This window comes from Rhizobium skierniewicense Ch11, assembly GCF_023757665.1.
Classification (GTDB): domain Bacteria; phylum Pseudomonadota; class Alphaproteobacteria; order Rhizobiales; family Rhizobiaceae; genus Agrobacterium; species Agrobacterium skierniewicense.
On sequence record NZ_RXPG01000003.1, the window covers coordinates 215,554 to 232,540 of the forward strand.

Annotated in this window: 18 protein-coding genes and 1 pseudogene; 5 read left to right on the plus strand and 14 right to left on the minus strand. The window is 56.6% G+C overall.

The genetic code is table 11. From position 1 onward, the window contains the following. Positions 1-18 precede the first annotated feature (18 nt). On the plus strand, positions 19-1,404 hold the full coding sequence (locus tag EKM04_RS02610) for an MFS transporter (protein ID WP_183896326.1): 1,386 nt from the start codon (positions 19-21) through the stop codon (positions 1,402-1,404). Here EKM04_RS02610 and phaR read toward each other — a convergent pair. Further along, positions 1,395-1,967: a polyhydroxyalkanoate synthesis repressor PhaR gene (phaR, locus tag EKM04_RS02615; RefSeq protein WP_174154276.1), complete on the minus strand. Its 573-nt coding sequence runs from the start codon at positions 1,965-1,967 to the stop codon at positions 1,395-1,397. The genes EKM04_RS02610 and phaR overlap by 10 nt on opposite strands. Positions 1,968-2,209: 242 nt before the next feature. Between phaR and EKM04_RS02620 the strand changes: the two genes are divergently transcribed. The 4 genes from EKM04_RS02620 to bfr all read left to right on the plus strand — a co-directional run bounded on the left by EKM04_RS02620 (position 2,210) and on the right by bfr (position 5,200). Next, entirely contained in the window at positions 2,210-3,391 is a 1,182-nt protein-coding gene (locus EKM04_RS02620) for an acetyl-CoA C-acetyltransferase (protein ID WP_183896324.1), read from the plus strand. 71 nt (positions 3,392-3,462) lie between these two features. Then, positions 3,463-4,188: an acetoacetyl-CoA reductase gene (gene phbB, locus EKM04_RS02625; RefSeq protein WP_174154274.1), complete on the plus strand. Its 726-nt coding sequence runs from the start codon at positions 3,463-3,465 to the stop codon at positions 4,186-4,188. A 243-nt stretch (positions 4,189-4,431) separates the two neighbouring features. Beyond that, entirely contained in the window at positions 4,432-4,743 is a 312-nt protein-coding gene (locus EKM04_RS23000; RefSeq protein WP_065700596.1) for a (2Fe-2S)-binding protein, read from the plus strand. After that, the gene (gene bfr / locus EKM04_RS02630; protein ID WP_174154453.1) at positions 4,709-5,200 is read left to right on the plus strand and encodes a bacterioferritin; all 492 of its coding nucleotides are present in this window, start codon (positions 4,709-4,711) and stop codon (positions 5,198-5,200) included. Before EKM04_RS23000 ends, bfr begins: the two co-directional genes overlap by 35 nt. A gap of 47 nt (positions 5,201-5,247) precedes the next feature. Here bfr and EKM04_RS02635 read toward each other — a convergent pair whose 3' ends face one another. From EKM04_RS02635 to rpmA, 13 genes and pseudogenes are all read right to left on the minus strand, one after another. Further along, positions 5,248-5,760 (minus strand): RNA pyrophosphohydrolase, encoded by a 513-nt coding sequence (locus EKM04_RS02635; protein ID WP_183896322.1) that lies wholly within the window; start codon positions 5,758-5,760, stop codon positions 5,248-5,250. 39 nt (positions 5,761-5,799) lie between these two features. Further along, on the minus strand, positions 5,800-6,996 hold the full coding sequence (locus tag EKM04_RS02640; RefSeq protein WP_183896320.1) for a divergent polysaccharide deacetylase family protein: 1,197 nt from the start codon (positions 6,994-6,996) through the stop codon (positions 5,800-5,802). Positions 6,997-7,062: 66 nt separating this feature from the next. Further along, on the minus strand, positions 7,063-8,391 hold the full coding sequence (locus EKM04_RS02645) for a S41 family peptidase (protein ID WP_183896318.1): 1,329 nt from the start codon (positions 8,389-8,391) through the stop codon (positions 7,063-7,065). Beyond that, complete coding sequence (locus tag EKM04_RS02650) at positions 8,381-9,787, minus strand: murein hydrolase activator EnvC family protein (RefSeq protein ID WP_183896316.1); 1,407 nt, start codon at positions 9,785-9,787, stop codon at positions 8,381-8,383. The genes EKM04_RS02645 and EKM04_RS02650 overlap by 11 nt, the downstream gene beginning before the upstream one ends. A gap of 126 nt (positions 9,788-9,913) precedes the next feature. Beyond that, entirely contained in the window at positions 9,914-10,396 is a 483-nt protein-coding gene (gene rlmH / locus EKM04_RS02655; protein ID WP_183896314.1) for a 23S rRNA (pseudouridine(1915)-N(3))-methyltransferase RlmH, read from the minus strand. A 103-nt stretch (positions 10,397-10,499) separates the two neighbouring features. Next, positions 10,500-10,942, minus strand: a pseudogene (gene rsfS / locus EKM04_RS02660) (ribosome silencing factor). Between the two features lie 93 nt (positions 10,943-11,035). Further along, complete coding sequence (locus EKM04_RS02665) at positions 11,036-11,620, minus strand: nicotinate-nucleotide adenylyltransferase (RefSeq protein WP_174154449.1); 585 nt, start codon at positions 11,618-11,620, stop codon at positions 11,036-11,038. Between the two features lie 42 nt (positions 11,621-11,662). Further along, on the minus strand, positions 11,663-12,949 hold the full coding sequence (locus EKM04_RS02670) for a glutamate-5-semialdehyde dehydrogenase (protein ID WP_174154269.1): 1,287 nt from the start codon (positions 12,947-12,949) through the stop codon (positions 11,663-11,665). Then, the gene (gene proB / locus EKM04_RS02675; RefSeq protein ID WP_183896312.1) at positions 12,942-14,123 is read right to left on the minus strand and encodes a glutamate 5-kinase; all 1,182 of its coding nucleotides are present in this window, start codon (positions 14,121-14,123) and stop codon (positions 12,942-12,944) included. Before proB ends, EKM04_RS02670 begins: the two co-directional genes overlap by 8 nt. Next, entirely contained in the window at positions 14,120-15,187 is a 1,068-nt protein-coding gene (gene obgE / locus EKM04_RS02680; protein WP_183896310.1) for a GTPase ObgE, read from the minus strand. The genes proB and obgE overlap by 4 nt, the downstream gene beginning before the upstream one ends. Positions 15,188-15,366: 179 nt before the next feature. After that, the gene (locus EKM04_RS02685; RefSeq protein WP_183896308.1) at positions 15,367-15,933 is read right to left on the minus strand and encodes a GNAT family N-acetyltransferase; all 567 of its coding nucleotides are present in this window, start codon (positions 15,931-15,933) and stop codon (positions 15,367-15,369) included. Further along, positions 15,930-16,565 (minus strand): GNAT family N-acetyltransferase, encoded by a 636-nt coding sequence (locus EKM04_RS02690; protein WP_183896306.1) that lies wholly within the window; start codon positions 16,563-16,565, stop codon positions 15,930-15,932. The genes EKM04_RS02685 and EKM04_RS02690 overlap by 4 nt, the downstream gene beginning before the upstream one ends. 128 nt (positions 16,566-16,693) lie before the next feature. After that, complete coding sequence (gene rpmA, locus EKM04_RS02695) at positions 16,694-16,963, minus strand: 50S ribosomal protein L27 (RefSeq protein ID WP_045230877.1); 270 nt, start codon at positions 16,961-16,963, stop codon at positions 16,694-16,696. Positions 16,964-16,987 lie beyond the last annotated feature (24 nt).

The window sequence follows — 16,987 nt, forward strand, 5'->3', positions numbered from 1 at the left end:
TTGCCCAAAGGGTGACGAATGGCCTCTTCTTCCCTTGCGACCGGGCAAACCGTGACGAAACGCGGCATCTGGGGCTGGATGCTGTTCGACTGGGCGGCTCAACCCTTTTTCACTGTCGTCACCACATTCATTTTTGGACCCTATTTCGTTGCGAGGCTGACTGCGGACCCGATTTCCGCGCAGACGACCTGGAGCAACATGGCGACCATCTCGTCTGTCATCATCGCCGTTTTCTCGCCGATCCTCGGTTCCATCGCCGATCAATCCGGATCACGAAAGCCATGGATTGCTTTTTTCGCGACGCTGAAGATCGCAAGCCTTGCAATGTTGTGGTTTGCCGCACCCGGGTCCGCCATCATCTGGCCTGTGATCTTCATGATCGTGGCGTCGATCGCTGCCGAATTTTCCATCGTTTTCAACGATTCCATGATGCCACGGCTGACGACGCCGGAAAATGTCGGACGTATTTCCAACACGGCCTGGGGGCTCGGGTATCTCGGCGGCATGGTGGTTTTGATCTTTGTGGTGCTGTTTCTCGCCGCGGCCCCCGACAAGGGTGTAACGATCCTCGGCATTCCGCCCTTGTTCGGGCTTGATCCTGCGGCTGGCGAAGATGCCCGTATCACCGGCCCGATTTCTGCACTCTGGTATCTCGTTTTCATTCTGCCGATGTTCTTGTTCACGCCGGATGTGAAAAAGGGCCTGCCTTTCGGCCGGGCCGTGCATTCCGGCATGACGGAACTGAAGGCGACGTTGCGGGAATTGAAAGGCCGACCTGCGATTACACGGTTCCTGATTGCACGCATGTTGTATCAGGATGGGGTCAACGGCGTCCTTATTCTGGGAGGCGCCTTTGCCGCTGGATTGTTCGGCTGGGGAACACTCGAGATCGGAATCTACGGCATTATTCTCAATATCGTGGCGATCGGAAGTTGCATTGCCGCAGGCTTTGTCGACCAGCGTCTGGGCTCGCGAAACACGGTGCTGATCAGCCTTGCCTTGTTGCTGGCGGCGACCGTCGGTATTGTTTCCACCTACACCGATTCAACACTGTTCGGTCTTCTGGCGCTTCCCGTATCCACAACGGAAGGGCTGTTTTCCAGTTCGGCAGAAAAGGCTTATCTCGCCTACGGCATCTTGATTGGGATCGCATTTGGCCCGGTTCAGGCATCGTCGCGTTCCTACCTTGCACGCAACGTCACGGTTGCAGAGGCTGGCCGATATTTCGGGATCTATGCGCTGTCGGGCCGCGCTACGAGCTTCATGGCGACCCTGTCCTTTTCCATCGTCACCTATCTGAGCGGATCGGCGCATCTGGGCATGGCTATGCTGACGCTTTTTCTGGGCGCAGGCTTCCTGTTGCTGCTTCGGGTTCCTGAAAAAGCCAGAAACGTTCAGAGCTGATCGAGTTTGGTCTGAAGCGTGCGCAGTTGCGCTTTCAGCTCATCGATCTCGGAGGCATCGGGTTTCTTTGTCTCTTTGGGCGCCGATGGCATGGGGAATGGTGTAAACACCTGCATGGCCTGGCGAAACAGCTCCGTGTTGCGCTTGACCTGTTCCTCCATGAAACCGAAAGGTGTCGAAAAATTCTTGGCCGACGTGTCGCCGAAGGCTTTACCCATATGCTCCTGCATCTGGCTTTGCTGTTCGGAAAATGTCTTCATTGAATGTTCGAGAAAGGTCGGCACGACCATCTGCATCTGATCGCCATAGTAGGAAATGAGCTGGCGCAGAAACGCCGTCGGCATCAGCGTGTTACCGGTTTTGCCTTCCTGTTCCATGATGATCTGCGTCAAAACCGCGTGGGTGATATCTTCGGACGTCTTGGCATCCTGAACCTTGAACTCTTCACCCCGCTTGACCATCTTGGCAAGGTCTTCAAGCGTCACATAAGTGCTGGTCCCGGTATTATAGAGCCGCCGGTTGGCATATTTCTTGATAACGGTCTCGCCGTTGTGTTTTGCCATGCTCGCCTCCTCGCGATCCTGGTATTTTCTTCTTATCAGGTGTTTTTGCTCTTCCCTGTTCTAAGTTTATGCTCAAATCCACTGGCAAGACAAATGTTTTGTGCGATGCAGCAGTCAATTTTTTTGCGCAGCATTTGTCACGAAGCCAAGGTTGGAACGACATCGAAAGACCCAGACATGGAGATGGTTTGACTTGGCTTCAAAGCTTTGACAATCTCGCGCCGCAAAATGGGAGATTTTGAATGACCTCGTCCTCGATCGTTATCGTCAGCGCAGCGCGCACGGCGGTTGGTTCTTTCAACGGCAGCTTTGCCAATACACCTGCTCATGAACTGGGCGCGACGGTGATCACGGCTGCACTGGAGCGGGCGGGTGTCGCCGCAAGCGAGGTCGATGAAGTCATTCTTGGTCAGGTGTTGACCGCAGGCGAGGGGCAAAACCCTGCCCGCCAAGCCGCGATGAAAGCGGGTATACCTCAGGAAGCCACGGCGTTCGGTATCAATCAGCTTTGCGGCTCGGGTCTGCGCGCTGTTGCACTCGGCATGCAGCAGATCGCAACCGGGGACGCATCCATTATCATTGCCGGCGGGCAGGAATCCATGTCCATGGCTCCGCATTGCGCACATTTGCGTGGTGGGGTGAAGATGGGCGACTTCAAGATGGTCGATACCATGATGAAGGATGGACTGACCGATGCGTTCTATGGTTACGCAATGGGCGTTACAGCCGAAAACATTGCCCGCCAGTGGCAAGTGTCTCGCGATGAACAGGACAGGTTCGCTGTCACCTCTCAAAACCGCGCAGAGGCCGCAAAGTCCGCAGGACGTTTCGCCGATGAGATCGTGCCTTTCATCATCAAGGGTCGCAAGAGTGACGTAACCGTCGATGCGGACGAATACATCCGTGCGGGCGCATCGCTGGATACGATGTCAAAGTTGCGCCCGGCCTTCGACAAGGACGGGACGGTCACCGCAGGCAATGCCTCGGGTCTCAACGACGGCGCGGCTGCGGTATTGTTGATGAGCGAGGCCGAAGCGTCAAAGCGCGGTCTCCAGCCCTTGGCCCGTATTGCCTCGTGGGCGACGGCCGGTGTCGATCCGCAAATCATGGGGACCGGCCCAATTCCTGCATCGCGCAAGGCGCTTTCCAAAGCGGGATGGTCGGTTTCGGATCTCGATCTTGTGGAGGCGAACGAAGCCTTCGCTGCGCAGTCCTGTGCTGTCGTGCGTGACCTTGGACTTGATCCCGACATCGTTAACGTCAATGGCGGGGCCATTGCGATCGGCCATCCCATCGGTGCTTCCGGAGCTCGGGTTCTCAATACACTTCTTTTCGAAATGAAGCGCCGAACCGCAAAGAAAGGGCTGGTAACGCTGTGCATCGGCGGCGGTATGGGTGTTGCCATGTGCCTCGAAGGTCTCTGACATCAGCATCATTGAAATGCCACTTTGTCCCATCTTAAGGCTGACGCACAGGATATCAGGGGAGGCCTTAGATGAGCCGGGTTGTTTTGATAACAGGCGGGACGAGCGGAATTGGTGCGGCAATCGCAAAGGCGTTTCTCGCCGCCGGCTACAGGGTTGCGGTCAATTACGCTTTTACAGAGGGGCGCGCGGCGCAGTTTCGCAGCGAAACAGGAATCCCGACCTATTGCTGGGATATCCGTGACTACGATGCTTGCGTGGCGGGTATCGCACAGGTCGAAAGTGATTTGGGTCCCGTCGAGGTTCTCGTCAACAATGCCGGGATTACCCGCGATGCGATGTTTCACAAGATGACGCCGCAGCAATGGCGTGAAGTGCTCGACACCAATCTGAACGGTGTCTTTAACATGACCCATCCCATTTGGCCTGGTATGCGCGAGCGTGGCTTTGGGCGGATCGTTAACATCTCGTCCATCAACGGCCAGAAGGGGCAGGCAGGCCAGGTCAATTATTCGGCCGCAAAGGCGGGCGATATCGGCCTTACCAAGGCGTTGGCACAGGAGGGTGCTTCGCGAAACATCACTGTTAACGCCATATGCCCAGGATATATCGGGACAGAGATGGTGCGTGCGATGCCCGAAAATGTTCTCAACGAGCGCATCCTTCCCCAAATTCCCGTGGGACGGCTCGGCGAGCCAGAAGAGATTGCCCGATGTGCATTGTTTCTTGCTGCCGACGATGCGGGCTTCATTACCGGCTCCACGTTGACTGCGAATGGCGGGCAGTATTTTGTCTGAAGTCTCAAATCAGTAAACTTTCTGTGATCAAATTCTCCTGCTTCCATTGTGTTGACGAAAACTTGAAAGTGCCACTCTTTGCGAAAGAGAACACTAAGCAAATGAAAATACGAGGATTTTTGTTAAGTTTAGAAAGAGTCTAAAAAACTAGGTGATCGTAACTTTTATCTTTTTCTTGACACTGACTATCCTGTTTTGGTTTAAGAATGAAAACAACGTGTTGCGTCATACAGGCAAAGAACCATGCTCGTTTGCAGCTGTAATTACATCACAGACAACGATATCCGCGACGTCATCAATGAGATGCTCGATGAGGACTGTTGGCAGCTTATCGTGCCCTCGAAAGTGTACCACGCGATGGCCAAGCGAGGCCGTTGTTGCGGTTGTTTTCCGACCGTCGTCGAGCTGATTATCAAGACGACCGAAGAATATCATGCCCGTCGGCACTCGACGGAGGCCGATGTTTTTGATTTTATGTCCCGCTTGAGACAATTGCATGAAGACAACAGGAGAGCGGACATTGAAAGGCGACACAAGAGTCATCGAGCAGCTTAACGAGGCTTTGTTCCTCGAGCTCGGCGCAGTCAACCAGTACTGGCTGCATTACCGACTGCTGAACGATTGGGGCTACACGAAGCTCGCCAAGAAAGAGCGTGCCGAATCCATTGAAGAGATGCAGCACGCTGACAAGATCATTGATCGCATCATTTTCCTCGATGGACATCCCAACCTTCAGACCGTCGCGCCTTTGCGTATCGGTCAGAACGTCAAGGAAGTCCTAGAGGCTGACCTTGCGGGCGAATATGATGCGCGCGCCGCCTACAAGAAGTCGCGCGACATCTGTCACGATGCGGGCGACTATGTTTCGATGAAGCTTTTCGAAACGCTGCTGATCGACGAAGAAGGCCATATCGACTTTCTTGAGACGCAGCTCGATCTCCTGAGCAAGATCGGCGAAGCCAAGTACGGCCAGCTCAATGCGGATTCCGCTGACGCTGCCGAATCGGAATAAACCTCCTCATCATGGAATTGAAAAAGGCGGCTCCCTGGCCGCCTTTTTTATTGATCCGAGAGATGCCGGAATTCAGCAACGACCTTTTCGTACACCCCGCGTTTGAAAGGCACGATCAAATCCGGCAGGCTTGCCATCGGCTTCCACGCCCATGCGTCGAATTCAGCCTCATGGCCGGTGGGTGGTGGGTTGATCTGTATTTCACTTTCGTCGCCCTCGAAGCGAAACGCGAACCAGCGCTGAGCCTGGCCGCGATATTTGCCGCGCAGACCGATCCCAAGCAGTTTTGGTGGCAGGTCGTAATGGATCCACTCGCTGGCTTCTGCCAGCAGTGAGACGGTCTTCATGCCCGTTTCCTCGTAGAGTTCGCGAATGGCAGCCACCAGCGGCTTTTCACCCTCGTCTATACCGCCCTGTGGCATCTGCCAGAGTTGAGGAGAGCCATCGAACTCCGAGTTGGCTTGTGAAATCCGCCGCCCCGCCCAAACCAGCCCTTCGGCATTGAGAACCATGATACCCGCACAGGGGCGGTAGGGTAGATCGTCCGCGTTGATCGTCATTTTTGACCTTCGATGGATGGAGTGCTGTGGTAGACAGACTTACGGGGCAGGTTTGTCCGAGACAAGTGCGGAAACACCGACGATTTCTATGCCACGGCCGGAGGCTTCGACCGACCATTTGGAAATAGCGGCAATGCTTTCATCAAAAGCAGAGGCAACGCCGATCGCAGAACCGTTGCGGCGCGCGATCCGCTCCAGATCGTCCAGCTTGCGCAATATGGCGTTCTCGTTGACCTGATCGTCCAGTTGTAGGTCGGCGAAACCTGCGGTAGCCGATTGGGCCTTCGCAACCGGCGTGCTTTTCGATTGGGCCGAGGAGCCATCATCGAGAAACAGCAAGCCGCGTTTGCCGATATCGCTCAGGATCGGTTCCAACGCTTTTTCATCCGCCATGAACCGCCCACCCAGATAGTTCATGATACCCGTATAGTTGGTGATCTTCGCCATGGAGCGATGCAACCGCTCCAGGTTGATCGTGGCAGGGCCGGCAACGAGCAGGGTGTCAGGTCCGGGATTGGTACCGGGATATCCGAAAGGTTCGAACGGAACCTGCAGCAGGATCTCGTGGCCCTCGCGGCGGCTTTCCTGCATCCAGCGTTGCAAGCTGTTGCCGCTTGCAGCAAAGCCCAGGGTAACCTCGGGCGGCAGGTCGCGGATGGCTTTTTGGGTGCCGGTCTGGCTGAGGCCGAGACCACCGACGATGATGGCGATCCGCGTCCCTCTGGCACCCGACCAAGGCCGGGCATATTGTTCCATCGGCCGCAAGCCATCCGGGCCTGTTGTTGGTAGCTTGCCGAATGGTGACTCCTCGAGCAGCTCCTCATTGGGCTGTGATGCCATGCGTGGGTCTTGCCCATAGGTCTGGCCGCTCATCAGTACCGGGCTGTTGCTGTCGCGTTCGCGTGGCGAATAGACGGATACGACATTGCCGTCCGCCATGATGTTTCTCTGGACATTTGCGCCGGAACGCCCGCTTTGAGGAACGAGCTCGCCTTCGGTCTGGTTGGAACTAGGCGCTTGCGGCGTTGCTTCGGCTGGCGGAACGGAGATATCGGCGTCAGGCGCCGTCGAGCTGCTCCTTAGATTGCCGGGCGAAAGCGCCGTATAGACCGATAGTCCGCCAAAACTGCCGACGCCAATCACCATCAGAGCCGCAAGCGCAGAAAAGCGCCGGAACGACCCGGCGCTTTTCTTTTTGTTTCGACCCATAAGCGGTTTGCGCAGGTCTGAAGGCAATGAACTATCCGTGGCTAACTGGAAGCGTGTAACAAGAGCATTCGGATGGACCTACGCCCTCAAATCTTACTGCTTGTTGACGACCGTCTTTTCGGGGTTAGGTGGGAACGAGGAATCCGTCTTGGTGCCGCGGAAGAGATCCAGCGCATAATTCAGCTGGATGTCGTCCTTGGCTTCTGGTGGCACATAGGCAGCCGAACCCGAGCCTTCTTCTGTCTCGCTCTGACCCTGGATGTGACCACGCAGGCTGGATTCCCCTTCAGCGCGCACGCGCCCCTGGAGCTCTTCCGGTAGCGGCTGATCAACCTTGACGTCGGGTGTGATGCCTGTACCCTGAATGGACTTGCCGGATGGCGTGTAATAAAGCGCTGTCGTCAAACGAAGCGCTCCGGTGTCGCCTAGCGGAATGATCGTCTGCACCGATCCCTTGCCGAAAGAGCGTGTTCCCAGAACAGTCGCGCGGCGCAGGTCCTGCAGCGCCCCCGCAACGATTTCCGAAGCAGAGGCCGAGCCGCCATTGACGAGCACAATCACCGGTTTCCCGTCTGTCAGATCGCCAGCCGTTGCGTTGAAACGGCGGGTTTCTTCCGGGTTACGACCGCGTGTCGAAACAACCTCGCCACGCTCCAGGAAGGCGTCGGAGACGTTGATCGCCTGATCGAGCAGACCACCCGGGTTGAGGCGCAGGTCGAGCACATAGCCCTTCAGTTTATCGGCCGGAACGTCTTCCTTGATCTTCTTGATCGCCTTTTCGAGGTCGTCATAGGTCTTTTCCGTGAAGGAAATAACCCGTAGGTATCCCACGTCGCCACCTTCTACACGTGACTTGACGGCACGCACGGCGATGATCTCGCGCATCACGGTGATGTCGAGCGGCTTGTCAGCGCCCTGGCGGATCACTGTCAGCTTGATCGGCGTCTTCACCGCGCCACGCATCTTTTCGACGGCTTCTTCCAGCTTCAGGCCGCGGACCGGCGCGCCATCGATTTCGGAGATATAGTCGCCGGCAAGAATGCCTGCCTTGGCAGCAGGTGTGTCATCCATGGGCGAGATGACTTTGACCAGCTCGTTTTCCATCGTCACTTCGATGCCGAGACCGCCAAATTCCCCCTTGGTCTGGGAGCGCATATCGTTGGCATCCTGAGCGTTCAGGAAGCTGGAATGCGGGTCAAGTGAGCTCAGCATACCGTTGATGGCGTTTTCAACCAGCTTCTTGTCGTCAGGTGGTGTCACATATTGCGCACGCACACGCTCGAACACGTCACCAAAAATCGACAGCTCCTTATAGGTGGAGGGGCCTGCGGCCTGCGCCGGCATACTTGCCGAGTAGATAACGCTCATCGCCGTGGCACCCATAAGTCCACCAATGAGGAGAAGTGAAGCCTTACGAATCATTGCGCGCCCTTCCGGTATTTTTTACGGTCCACCAAGGTTGAGAATCAACTGGCACGCCGTCTTTTCTAAATTCAATGTAAAGTGTCGGCTTGTCAGTTTCCAGCGCCAATGCAGCGGCACTTGCCACTCTTTTTGCGCCCATGGAAGCAATCGGCTCGCCAGAGAACACGAACATGCCCTGCCTCGTCCTTACATTGTCCATGCCTGTCAGCACCAGATGATAACCGTCCCCAGCATTGAGAATGATCATGCGGCCATAACTGCGAAACTCACCGGCAAAAACCACGAAACCGTCCGCAGGTGCTGTTACCAGTGCTTCTGGACCAGTCGCAACGACAATCCCCTTGGAAAAATGCCCCGTTCCGTCAGCATCGCCGAACTTTCGCAGCACATCCCCGGAAACCGGCATGGCCAGCTTGCCCTTCAGACTCGAAAACGGATATGCGGGCGCAATGCGGTTTTTATCGGGCATTCCGGCGTTGGTTTGGGCCTGCACCTTGTCCCGTTCCGCTTGCGATAAAGCGGCCAGTCTTTCCTGTTCCAGACGTTCTTTATCCTTGGCATCGCGTACTGAGGAAATCTCGGTTTCAAGCGACGAAACCAACCCTTCAAGGCTGGTTGCCTTGCTCGCAAGTTCTTCAGAACGTTTGCGTTCTGCTTCCAGGTCGTTTGCTGTCTGGGTGTTGCGCTTTTCGTTTTCGAGGCGCAACAGATCGAGCCGTTTTTCCTCTTCGAGGCTCGCCGTCATCGTGGCTGTCAGCTGTTCTTTTTCGCCGGCAATGGCCTGTCGCAGGTCGGTCAACTCTTTGAGAGCGGAGACGAGCTTATCTGTCTCGGATCGAATGCCTGGAACAACGGCCCCCAGAAGAATGGCGCTCCGCACCGATGCCAACGCATCCTCCGGTGACACGAGAAGGGCAGGCGGTGGGTTGCGCCCCATGCGTTGAAGGGCCGCGAGCACTTCAGCCAACACGCCGCGGCGCTCTCTCAAGGATGCCTTGACGCCGTCTTCGCGAACACCGAGTTTGGCCAGACGATCCTCGCCATCGCTAATCTTGTCCTCCAGATCCTTTCGACGTTTCGCCGAGGCTATCAACTCGTCCTTGATGCGGGCCGTATCCTGATTGAGCGCGGCAATGCTTTCCTGAAGCTGGCGGGATTTATCTTCCGACAGGCCGATGCTGTCGACCAGTTCCTGCAAATCCTGGCGGTTCTGATCGCGACGTTTTTCCAGTGCGTTCAGATCACTTTGAGACTGGGTTGTATCCTGTGTCGTCGGGGGCACAGAATCCTCTTGGGCAAGCGCCCGAAAGGCGGGATAGGCCGTGACCAAGCAGGCAGCAAGCATCACGCCCGTAAGGGTCGTCCACCTGTTGTTGCTGGGTGCATCTGCCATAGAATATGTCTAACTGTCGAAAATATGGGCGACCATACGCTGCTTCGGCGCTTCACGCCAATAGTTTGATTGCCGTGCTAGGCGATATGATGGCCGGATTTGTGGCGCAATGCGCGACTGTTACCTTTAAACGCGATGGTAGGGATGACCGGACAGTATTGTCACCGCACGATAAAGCTGTTCCGCGATGAGGATACGTACCAGTTGATGCGGCCATGTGAGTTTGCCAAGACATAAAACAGCGGACGCTTTGTCATACAGTGCGGAATCCAGCCCGTCCGCTCCGCCGATGGCGATCACCAGATCGCGTTTGCCGCCGTCGCGCATGTTGCCGAACAAATCTGCGAAGGCGGGGCTATCAAGAGCTTTGCCGCGTTCATCCAGCAGAATGAGAGCAGCACCGTCTGCCAGATGCTTTTCCAGCATCGCGGCTTCTTCACGCTTGCGGGTATCTGCGTTTGACGCGCGGCTTTCGGCAACCTCGATGATGCGGGCAAATTCGAGGCCGATTGCCGGACCGGTTTTGGCGAAACGGTCCATATAGCGCGACGCAAGATCCTTTTCAGGGCCGGATTTAAGCCGTCCCACCGCAAAAATTGAAATCCGCATTCACACATCCATCCATATCGCAAATGTTGCCAGTTGCGTGTCTATCAGGACAGGCTGCGGATTCCTATGCGGATGATGCGTCAGCATCAGCCGGGAAGCCGCATCAGTGCAGCGTTTCTTCCTCGATGTCGGGAGCAGCCCACATTTTTTCGATGTTGTAGAATGCTCGGACTTCGGGACGGAACACATGGATGATGACATCGCCAGCATCGATCACGACCCAATCGCCGTTTTCGAGGCCCTCGATACGCGAAGGGCCGAAGCCTTCATCTTTCATGTCAGACATGAGATGTTCGCAGATGGCCGAGACATGCCTGTTGGAGCGCCCGGAAACCACAACCATGTAGTCCGCAAGCGCCGATTTTCCGGCAATGTTCAGATAAACGATGTCTTCTGCTTTGGAATCCTCGACACTTGCAAGGACGGTTCCGAGGGCACGACGGGCAGCATCAACGCCACTCTCCATGCTCTTTGGGATAGCGCTGAAAGCTCTTCCCTTGGTGTGTACTGTTGTCAGTGGTTTTCCCTTCCGAAATGACAAACCAGATACTGCGCGACGCGATTCTGTGCGCCACAGAATAAAGTTGGCACCAAAGCGTTAACTTTTCAAGATGTGGGCGAAAGATGTGTCCGCATGCTTCATTTATGCTCGTTGCGCAGTGCCGTGGAACTCAGTGTCGAGCGCGGGCCGTGGATGAACATCCAGGCCGGCGCCGTCTTCGTCCAAAGGATACCGGCATCGTCTTCATCCACACGGGCATGGCTATATGCGTGCGCCATGGTAGACGACAGATAAGCCAGGGTCGCACCCGGCCGGTCGATGACGGCTATGGGAAAGGTTTCGGCAATCTTGCGCCAGCTTTGCCAGCGATGGAAAGTGCGCAGATTGTCCGCCCCCATGATCCAGATGAAGCGAACATGCGGGTTCTTCGCCTTGATCAGCGCAAGCGTATGGGCGGTGTAGGTGACGCCGAAGGATTGCTCGAAGGCCGTGACCTTCACGCGCGGATCGCTGATCAGCTTTTCGCAGGCCTCGATGCGGGTGTTTAACGGTGCCAGATCTGCCTTGTTCTTCAAAGGATTACCGGGCGTGACCATCCACCACAACTGATCAAGACCTAACCTGCGCAAGGCAATTTCGGCAACCAGCGCATGCCCTGCATGGGGCGGATTGAACGACCCGCCAAACAGGCCGATCACCATGCCACGCTCGGTGTGCGGCATGGTCAGGTAGTGCTTGTCTAGGCCATGATCCGCGGTCAAATATCAGGCCCGCGTCTGGCCGGTGCCATGCACACGGTATTTGAAGGACGTCAGTTGTTCGACGCCCACAGGGCCACGTGCATGCATCTTGCCGGTGGCGATGCCGATTTCCGCACCCATGCCGAACTCGCCGCCATCGGCAAATTGCGTGGAAGCATTGTGCAGCAGGATGGCCGAATCGATCTCGTTGAAGAAACGAGCGACCACGTCCGTATCTTCGGCGATCACGGCTTCGGTGTGATTGGACGAGTAAGCGCCGATATGTTCGATAGCGCCGGAGATGCCATCGACCACGGCAACCGAGATGATGGCATCAAGGTATTCCGTGCGCCAGTCTTCCTCGGTTGCCGCTTTCACGCCTTCAAGGGCCTCCTGAACAGCTTGCGAACCGCGAACTTCGCAGCCTGCGTCGATGAGCACCTGGACCAGTGGCTTCAGATGCGTGTGCGCCGCTGCGCTATCGATGAGCAGCGTTTCGGCCGAGCCGCAAATGCCCGTGCGGCGCATTTTGGAATTCAAAACAACATCGCGGGCCATGGTCAAATCGGCGGATTTATCGACATAGACGTGGCAGATGCCTTCGAGATGGGCAAAAACCGGAACGCGGGCTTCTGACTGAACACGCGCCACGAGGCTTTTTCCGCCTCGCGGAACGATGACATCCACACTGCCGCCGAGTCCGCCCAGAAGGCTGCCAACGGCCGCGCGATCGGTAACCGGAACGAGTTGGATCGCATGCTCCGGAAGGCCTGCAATCTTCAGACCTTCAACAAGGCAAGCATGAATAGCACGCGATGAATATTGCGAATCCGAGCCTCCACGCAGGATGACGGCATTGCCTGCTTTCAGACACAGGGCACCGGCGTCGGCGGTGACGTTTGGTCGGCTTTCATAGATCACGCCGATGACGCCGAGCGGTGTGCGAACACGTTCGATCTTCAGACCGTTAGGACGATCCCAGGCGGCGATCACTTCTCCGACTGGGTCGGCAAGAGCTGCGATGGAGCGAATACCTTCGGCGATACTGGTTATTCTTGTGTCATCCAGTTTCAGGCGATCGATAAAAGAGGGCGCTACACCCGCACTGTGCGCGGCGGCGACATCCTTGACGTTGGCCTCCAGAATTCTCTCTTTCGACGCTTCGATGGCAGACGCCATAGCGAGCAAGGCGCGGTTCTTCTGGTCCGAACCGGCGATGGACAACGGTCGCGAAGCAGCCTTTGCCTGAGCGCCAATGGACATCATCAGCGTTTCAATATCATGGCTCTGCTTCACGGCCTGTTCAGGCATCGACCTCATCCTTATTTGCATTTTCCACTTTGACGGACGCACCCGTCATCACCAAATCGTCGCGATGGATCATCGCTGCGCGACCGACATAACCGAGGATTGCCTCGATCTCGGTAGACTTATGGCCGTTGATCTGCCGTGCTTCATCATCATCATAACCGGCAAGACCGCGGGCAATTTCCCGACCTTGCGCGCCGATGATGACCACTGCGTCACCGCGACCGAAATTACCCTTCACCAGTCTTACACCTGCTGGCAGAAGACTTTTACCGTCGTAAAGCGCCTTTTCAGCACCCGCATCAACATGCAATTCGCCGACAGGCTGGAGCTGTCCGGCAATCCAGGTCTTGCGGGCAGTGATGGGCGTTCCGGAGGGTGCGAACCATGAAGAACGTGCACCATTTTCAATGGCCTTCAACGGATTGAGCGTCTTTCCCGAAGCGATGATCATGCTGCAACCGGAAGCTGTCGCGATCTTGCCGGCATCGATCTTGGTGCGCATTCCGCCGCGCGACAGTTCCGACGCTGCGCCACCCGCCATGGCTTCGATTTCAGGCGTGATCTTGTTGATCGCCTCAAGAAACTGGGCATCGGGATCGAGATGTGGAGGGGCGGTGTAGAGTCCGTCAATGTCTGACAGCAGAATCAGGAGGTCGGCTCCGGTCATCGTCGCCACACGGGCGGCCAGACGGTCATTGTCTCCGTAGCGGATTTCCGTCGTTGCAACCGTGTCGTTTTCGTTGATGATCGGGATCGCACCGATCTTGAGCAACTGATTGATCGTGGCACGGGCGTTGAGATAACGGCGGCGCTCTTCCGTGTCAGACAGCGTCAACAGAATCTGGCCAGCGACAATATCGTGTTTCGACAGGCTTTCAGACCATGCGCGTGCCAACGCGATCTGGCCGACCGCCGCCGCCGCCTGACTTTCCTCAAGCTTAAGTGCTCCTGAGGGTAGACCCAGCACGGTGCGGCCGAGAGCGATAGCGCCCGAAGACACGACCTGCACGTGTGAACCTTTGGCTTTCAGGGCAGCGATATCCTCGCAGATCGCAGCCAGCCAGTCTTTTTTCAGGCCGCTCGCACGGTCAACCAGAAGGGCCGAGCCGATCTTGATGACGATGCGATGGTGGCCACCGAGAGGCTTGCGCGCCGCGGTCGAAATCGGGGTCATAGACGGTCGTCTCCATCCTCGATCTCGTCATCCACAGGCATGGAACGATCCGGCATGGCGGTGTTGCCGCCGCGGCTGTCGGATACAATGATATCGCGCAGCTCGCGAAGGGCCTCCAACATGCCGATATGGGCAGCAGCAGACAGAAGAAGCGGCGGACGGCCGCAGGCCTTCTCCAGTTCTTTCGCCTTCTTCTTCAGTTCTTTTTCGTCCAGCACATCGATCTGTGAGAGCGCCACGACTTCGGGCTTATCGGTCAACCCGCCGCCATAGGCCGCAAGTTCACGTTTGACGGTCTTGTAAGCCTGACCGACATTCTCTTCCTGCGCCGAAACAAGGTGCAACAGAACACGTGTGCGCTCAACATGCCCAAGGAAACGGTCGCCAATACCGACGCCTTCATGCGCGCCTTCGATCAGGCCCGGAATATCGGCCAGAACGAATTCGCGCCCGTCAATCGTGGCAACGCCCAGATTGGGATGCAGTGTGGTGAAGGGATAGTTGGCTATTTTCGGACGTGCCCGGGTGACAGTCGCCAGAAATGTGGACTTGCCCGCATTGGGAAGGCCGACCAGGCCGGCATCGGCGATCAGCTTCAGGCGAAGCCAGATCATCTTCTCCTCACCAGCCAGGCCCGGGTTGGCGTGCGTGGGGGCCTGATTGGTGGAGGACTTGAAATAGGCATTGCCGAAACCGCCATTACCGCCAGCAGCCAAGCGAAAACGCTGGCCTTCCTTGGTCAGGTCGATAATCAGCGTTTCGTTGTCTTCTTCAAAAATCTGCGTGCCAACGGGTACGCGCAACACCACACTGGCACCCTTGGCGCCCGTCCGGCCCTGGCCCATGCCGTGCTGGCCGATGGTTGCCTTGAAGTGCTGCTGGAAGCGGAAGTCGATCAGCGTATTGAGGCCATTGACGACCTCCACCCACACATCGCCACCGCGCCCGCCGTCACCGCCATCGGGGCCGCCGAATTCGATGAATTTTTCACGCCGGAAGGAAACCGAGCCGGCACCGCCGTCGCCGGAGCGAATATAAACTTTTGCTTCATCGAGAAATTTCATCGTCTTGGCCGTTCTGTCAGCTTAGTGGCAATTCCAGCAGAGATTTGCGGACTTGCTTTTTTAAAAGGTTCTGTCGCTCCAAATATAGGTGCGGGCTCTCCAGGTCAAAGATTATCGTTGGGCGAGACCCGATATGCCAAGGCCGGTTTGCAATGAAACCGGCGCTAACTCATGGGGTTTTACGGTCCGCGTTTTTGAAAAGCATTTGCCGTCAATGCGGTATCCAGATGCGTCACCATGCTTGCACGCGCGACAGCATAGATCTCATGGCACCCGATAATCTGGAAACCAAGCTTGTTCTGGACCCGCAAAGAGGCCGCGTTATCGGCAAACATACCGGAATAGAGCACCTCGTTCGGCATGTGCTGAAAGAAGCACTCGATGACGCCAGCCACAGCTTCCGTCATATAGCCCTTGCCCCAATGGGCACGGTCGAGCCAATAACCAAGACGCCATGCGTCACGAAGCCGCTCTATCGAGACGACGCCGATCAGAGTGTCATCGCCGCAGGTTATGGCGAAGTGCCAATCCGGCGAATTTCCTGCCGTCCGCAGGATCAGCCACTCCAGTGCATCCTGTTTGTAATAGGGCGCGGGAACACTCGCCAGCATGCGTGTGACCCGAAAGTCACTCAACGATTTCGCAATGCTTCCGGCATCCGAAAGGCTCTGCGGGCGCAGCACCAATCGGTCTGTCTCAAGAACGGAGGGAGCACTTTGCGTCGTGATTGCGTACGCCGTTCTCATCGCATATCTCCCCAGCTTCTCAGCGAAACCCATGTCTTGCGGTCCAGCCGGTACCATTCGACGGGGACCATGCCGCCCAGCGCCAGAGATCCGACCATACCGGAACCCTGAAGCTGAAAACCGCACTTTTGTATGACCCGGCGTGAGGCGATGTTGGTGACGCGGCAGCGCGCATCGATCTGTTCGATGTCGCGTGTGCGAAACGCCATATCGATCAGGGCATGCGCTGCTTCGGTGGTATAGCCCTTGTTCCAGTAGGGTTCGCCCAGCCAGTAGCCCATTTCAAGGGTCTTCTGGTCGTCCTTTTGCGGCTCCAGCCCGCAGCAGCCCATAAATTCGCCGTTCTCCATGCGGGTAATGGCATAGACGCACTTGCCAATCTCGCCCACTTTTGCGCGTCGCACGAAATCCGCGGCGTCTTTGGCCGTGTAAGGATGCGGCATACGCGACACCATGGTCGCGATGTTGGCATTGTTGGCAAGATGGGCAAGGGCGTCAATGTCTTCTTCGTGAGGCGCGCGCAAAACGAGCCTTTGCGATAATAAGACGGGGCAATCGCTCCTTGACCTGTCCGGTCTCGGCCGTTCTTCGGGTGACCGTGATTGGTCTTCCCTCAACAATTCAGCTTGCATGGTTCAGTCCCTCCATGAGGTTAAGAAAAAGGGGAGTTGGGTGGTGCCCCAACTCCCCTTTTTATGACTGAACCTGTTACGCCTTCAGCCGGGTCATTGAGACACCGGCTGCATATGACGCGACCGGCTTATTCTGCTGCTTCCGCTTTCGGTGCCACAGACACGTATACGCGGCCGTTGCCCTTCGAGCGGAAGGACACGTTGCCGGCTGTCAGCGCGAAAATCGTGTGGTCTTTGCCAAGGCCAACATTGGCGCCTGGATGCCACTGCGTTCCGCGCTGGCGCAGAATAATGTTTCCTGGAATGACGGCTTCGCCGCCGAACTTCTTCACGCCAAGGCGCTTGGAATTCGAATCGCGACCGTTGCGCGATGAACCGCCAGCTTTTTTATGTGCCATTGGATTTCTCCTTTAAAACCTAGT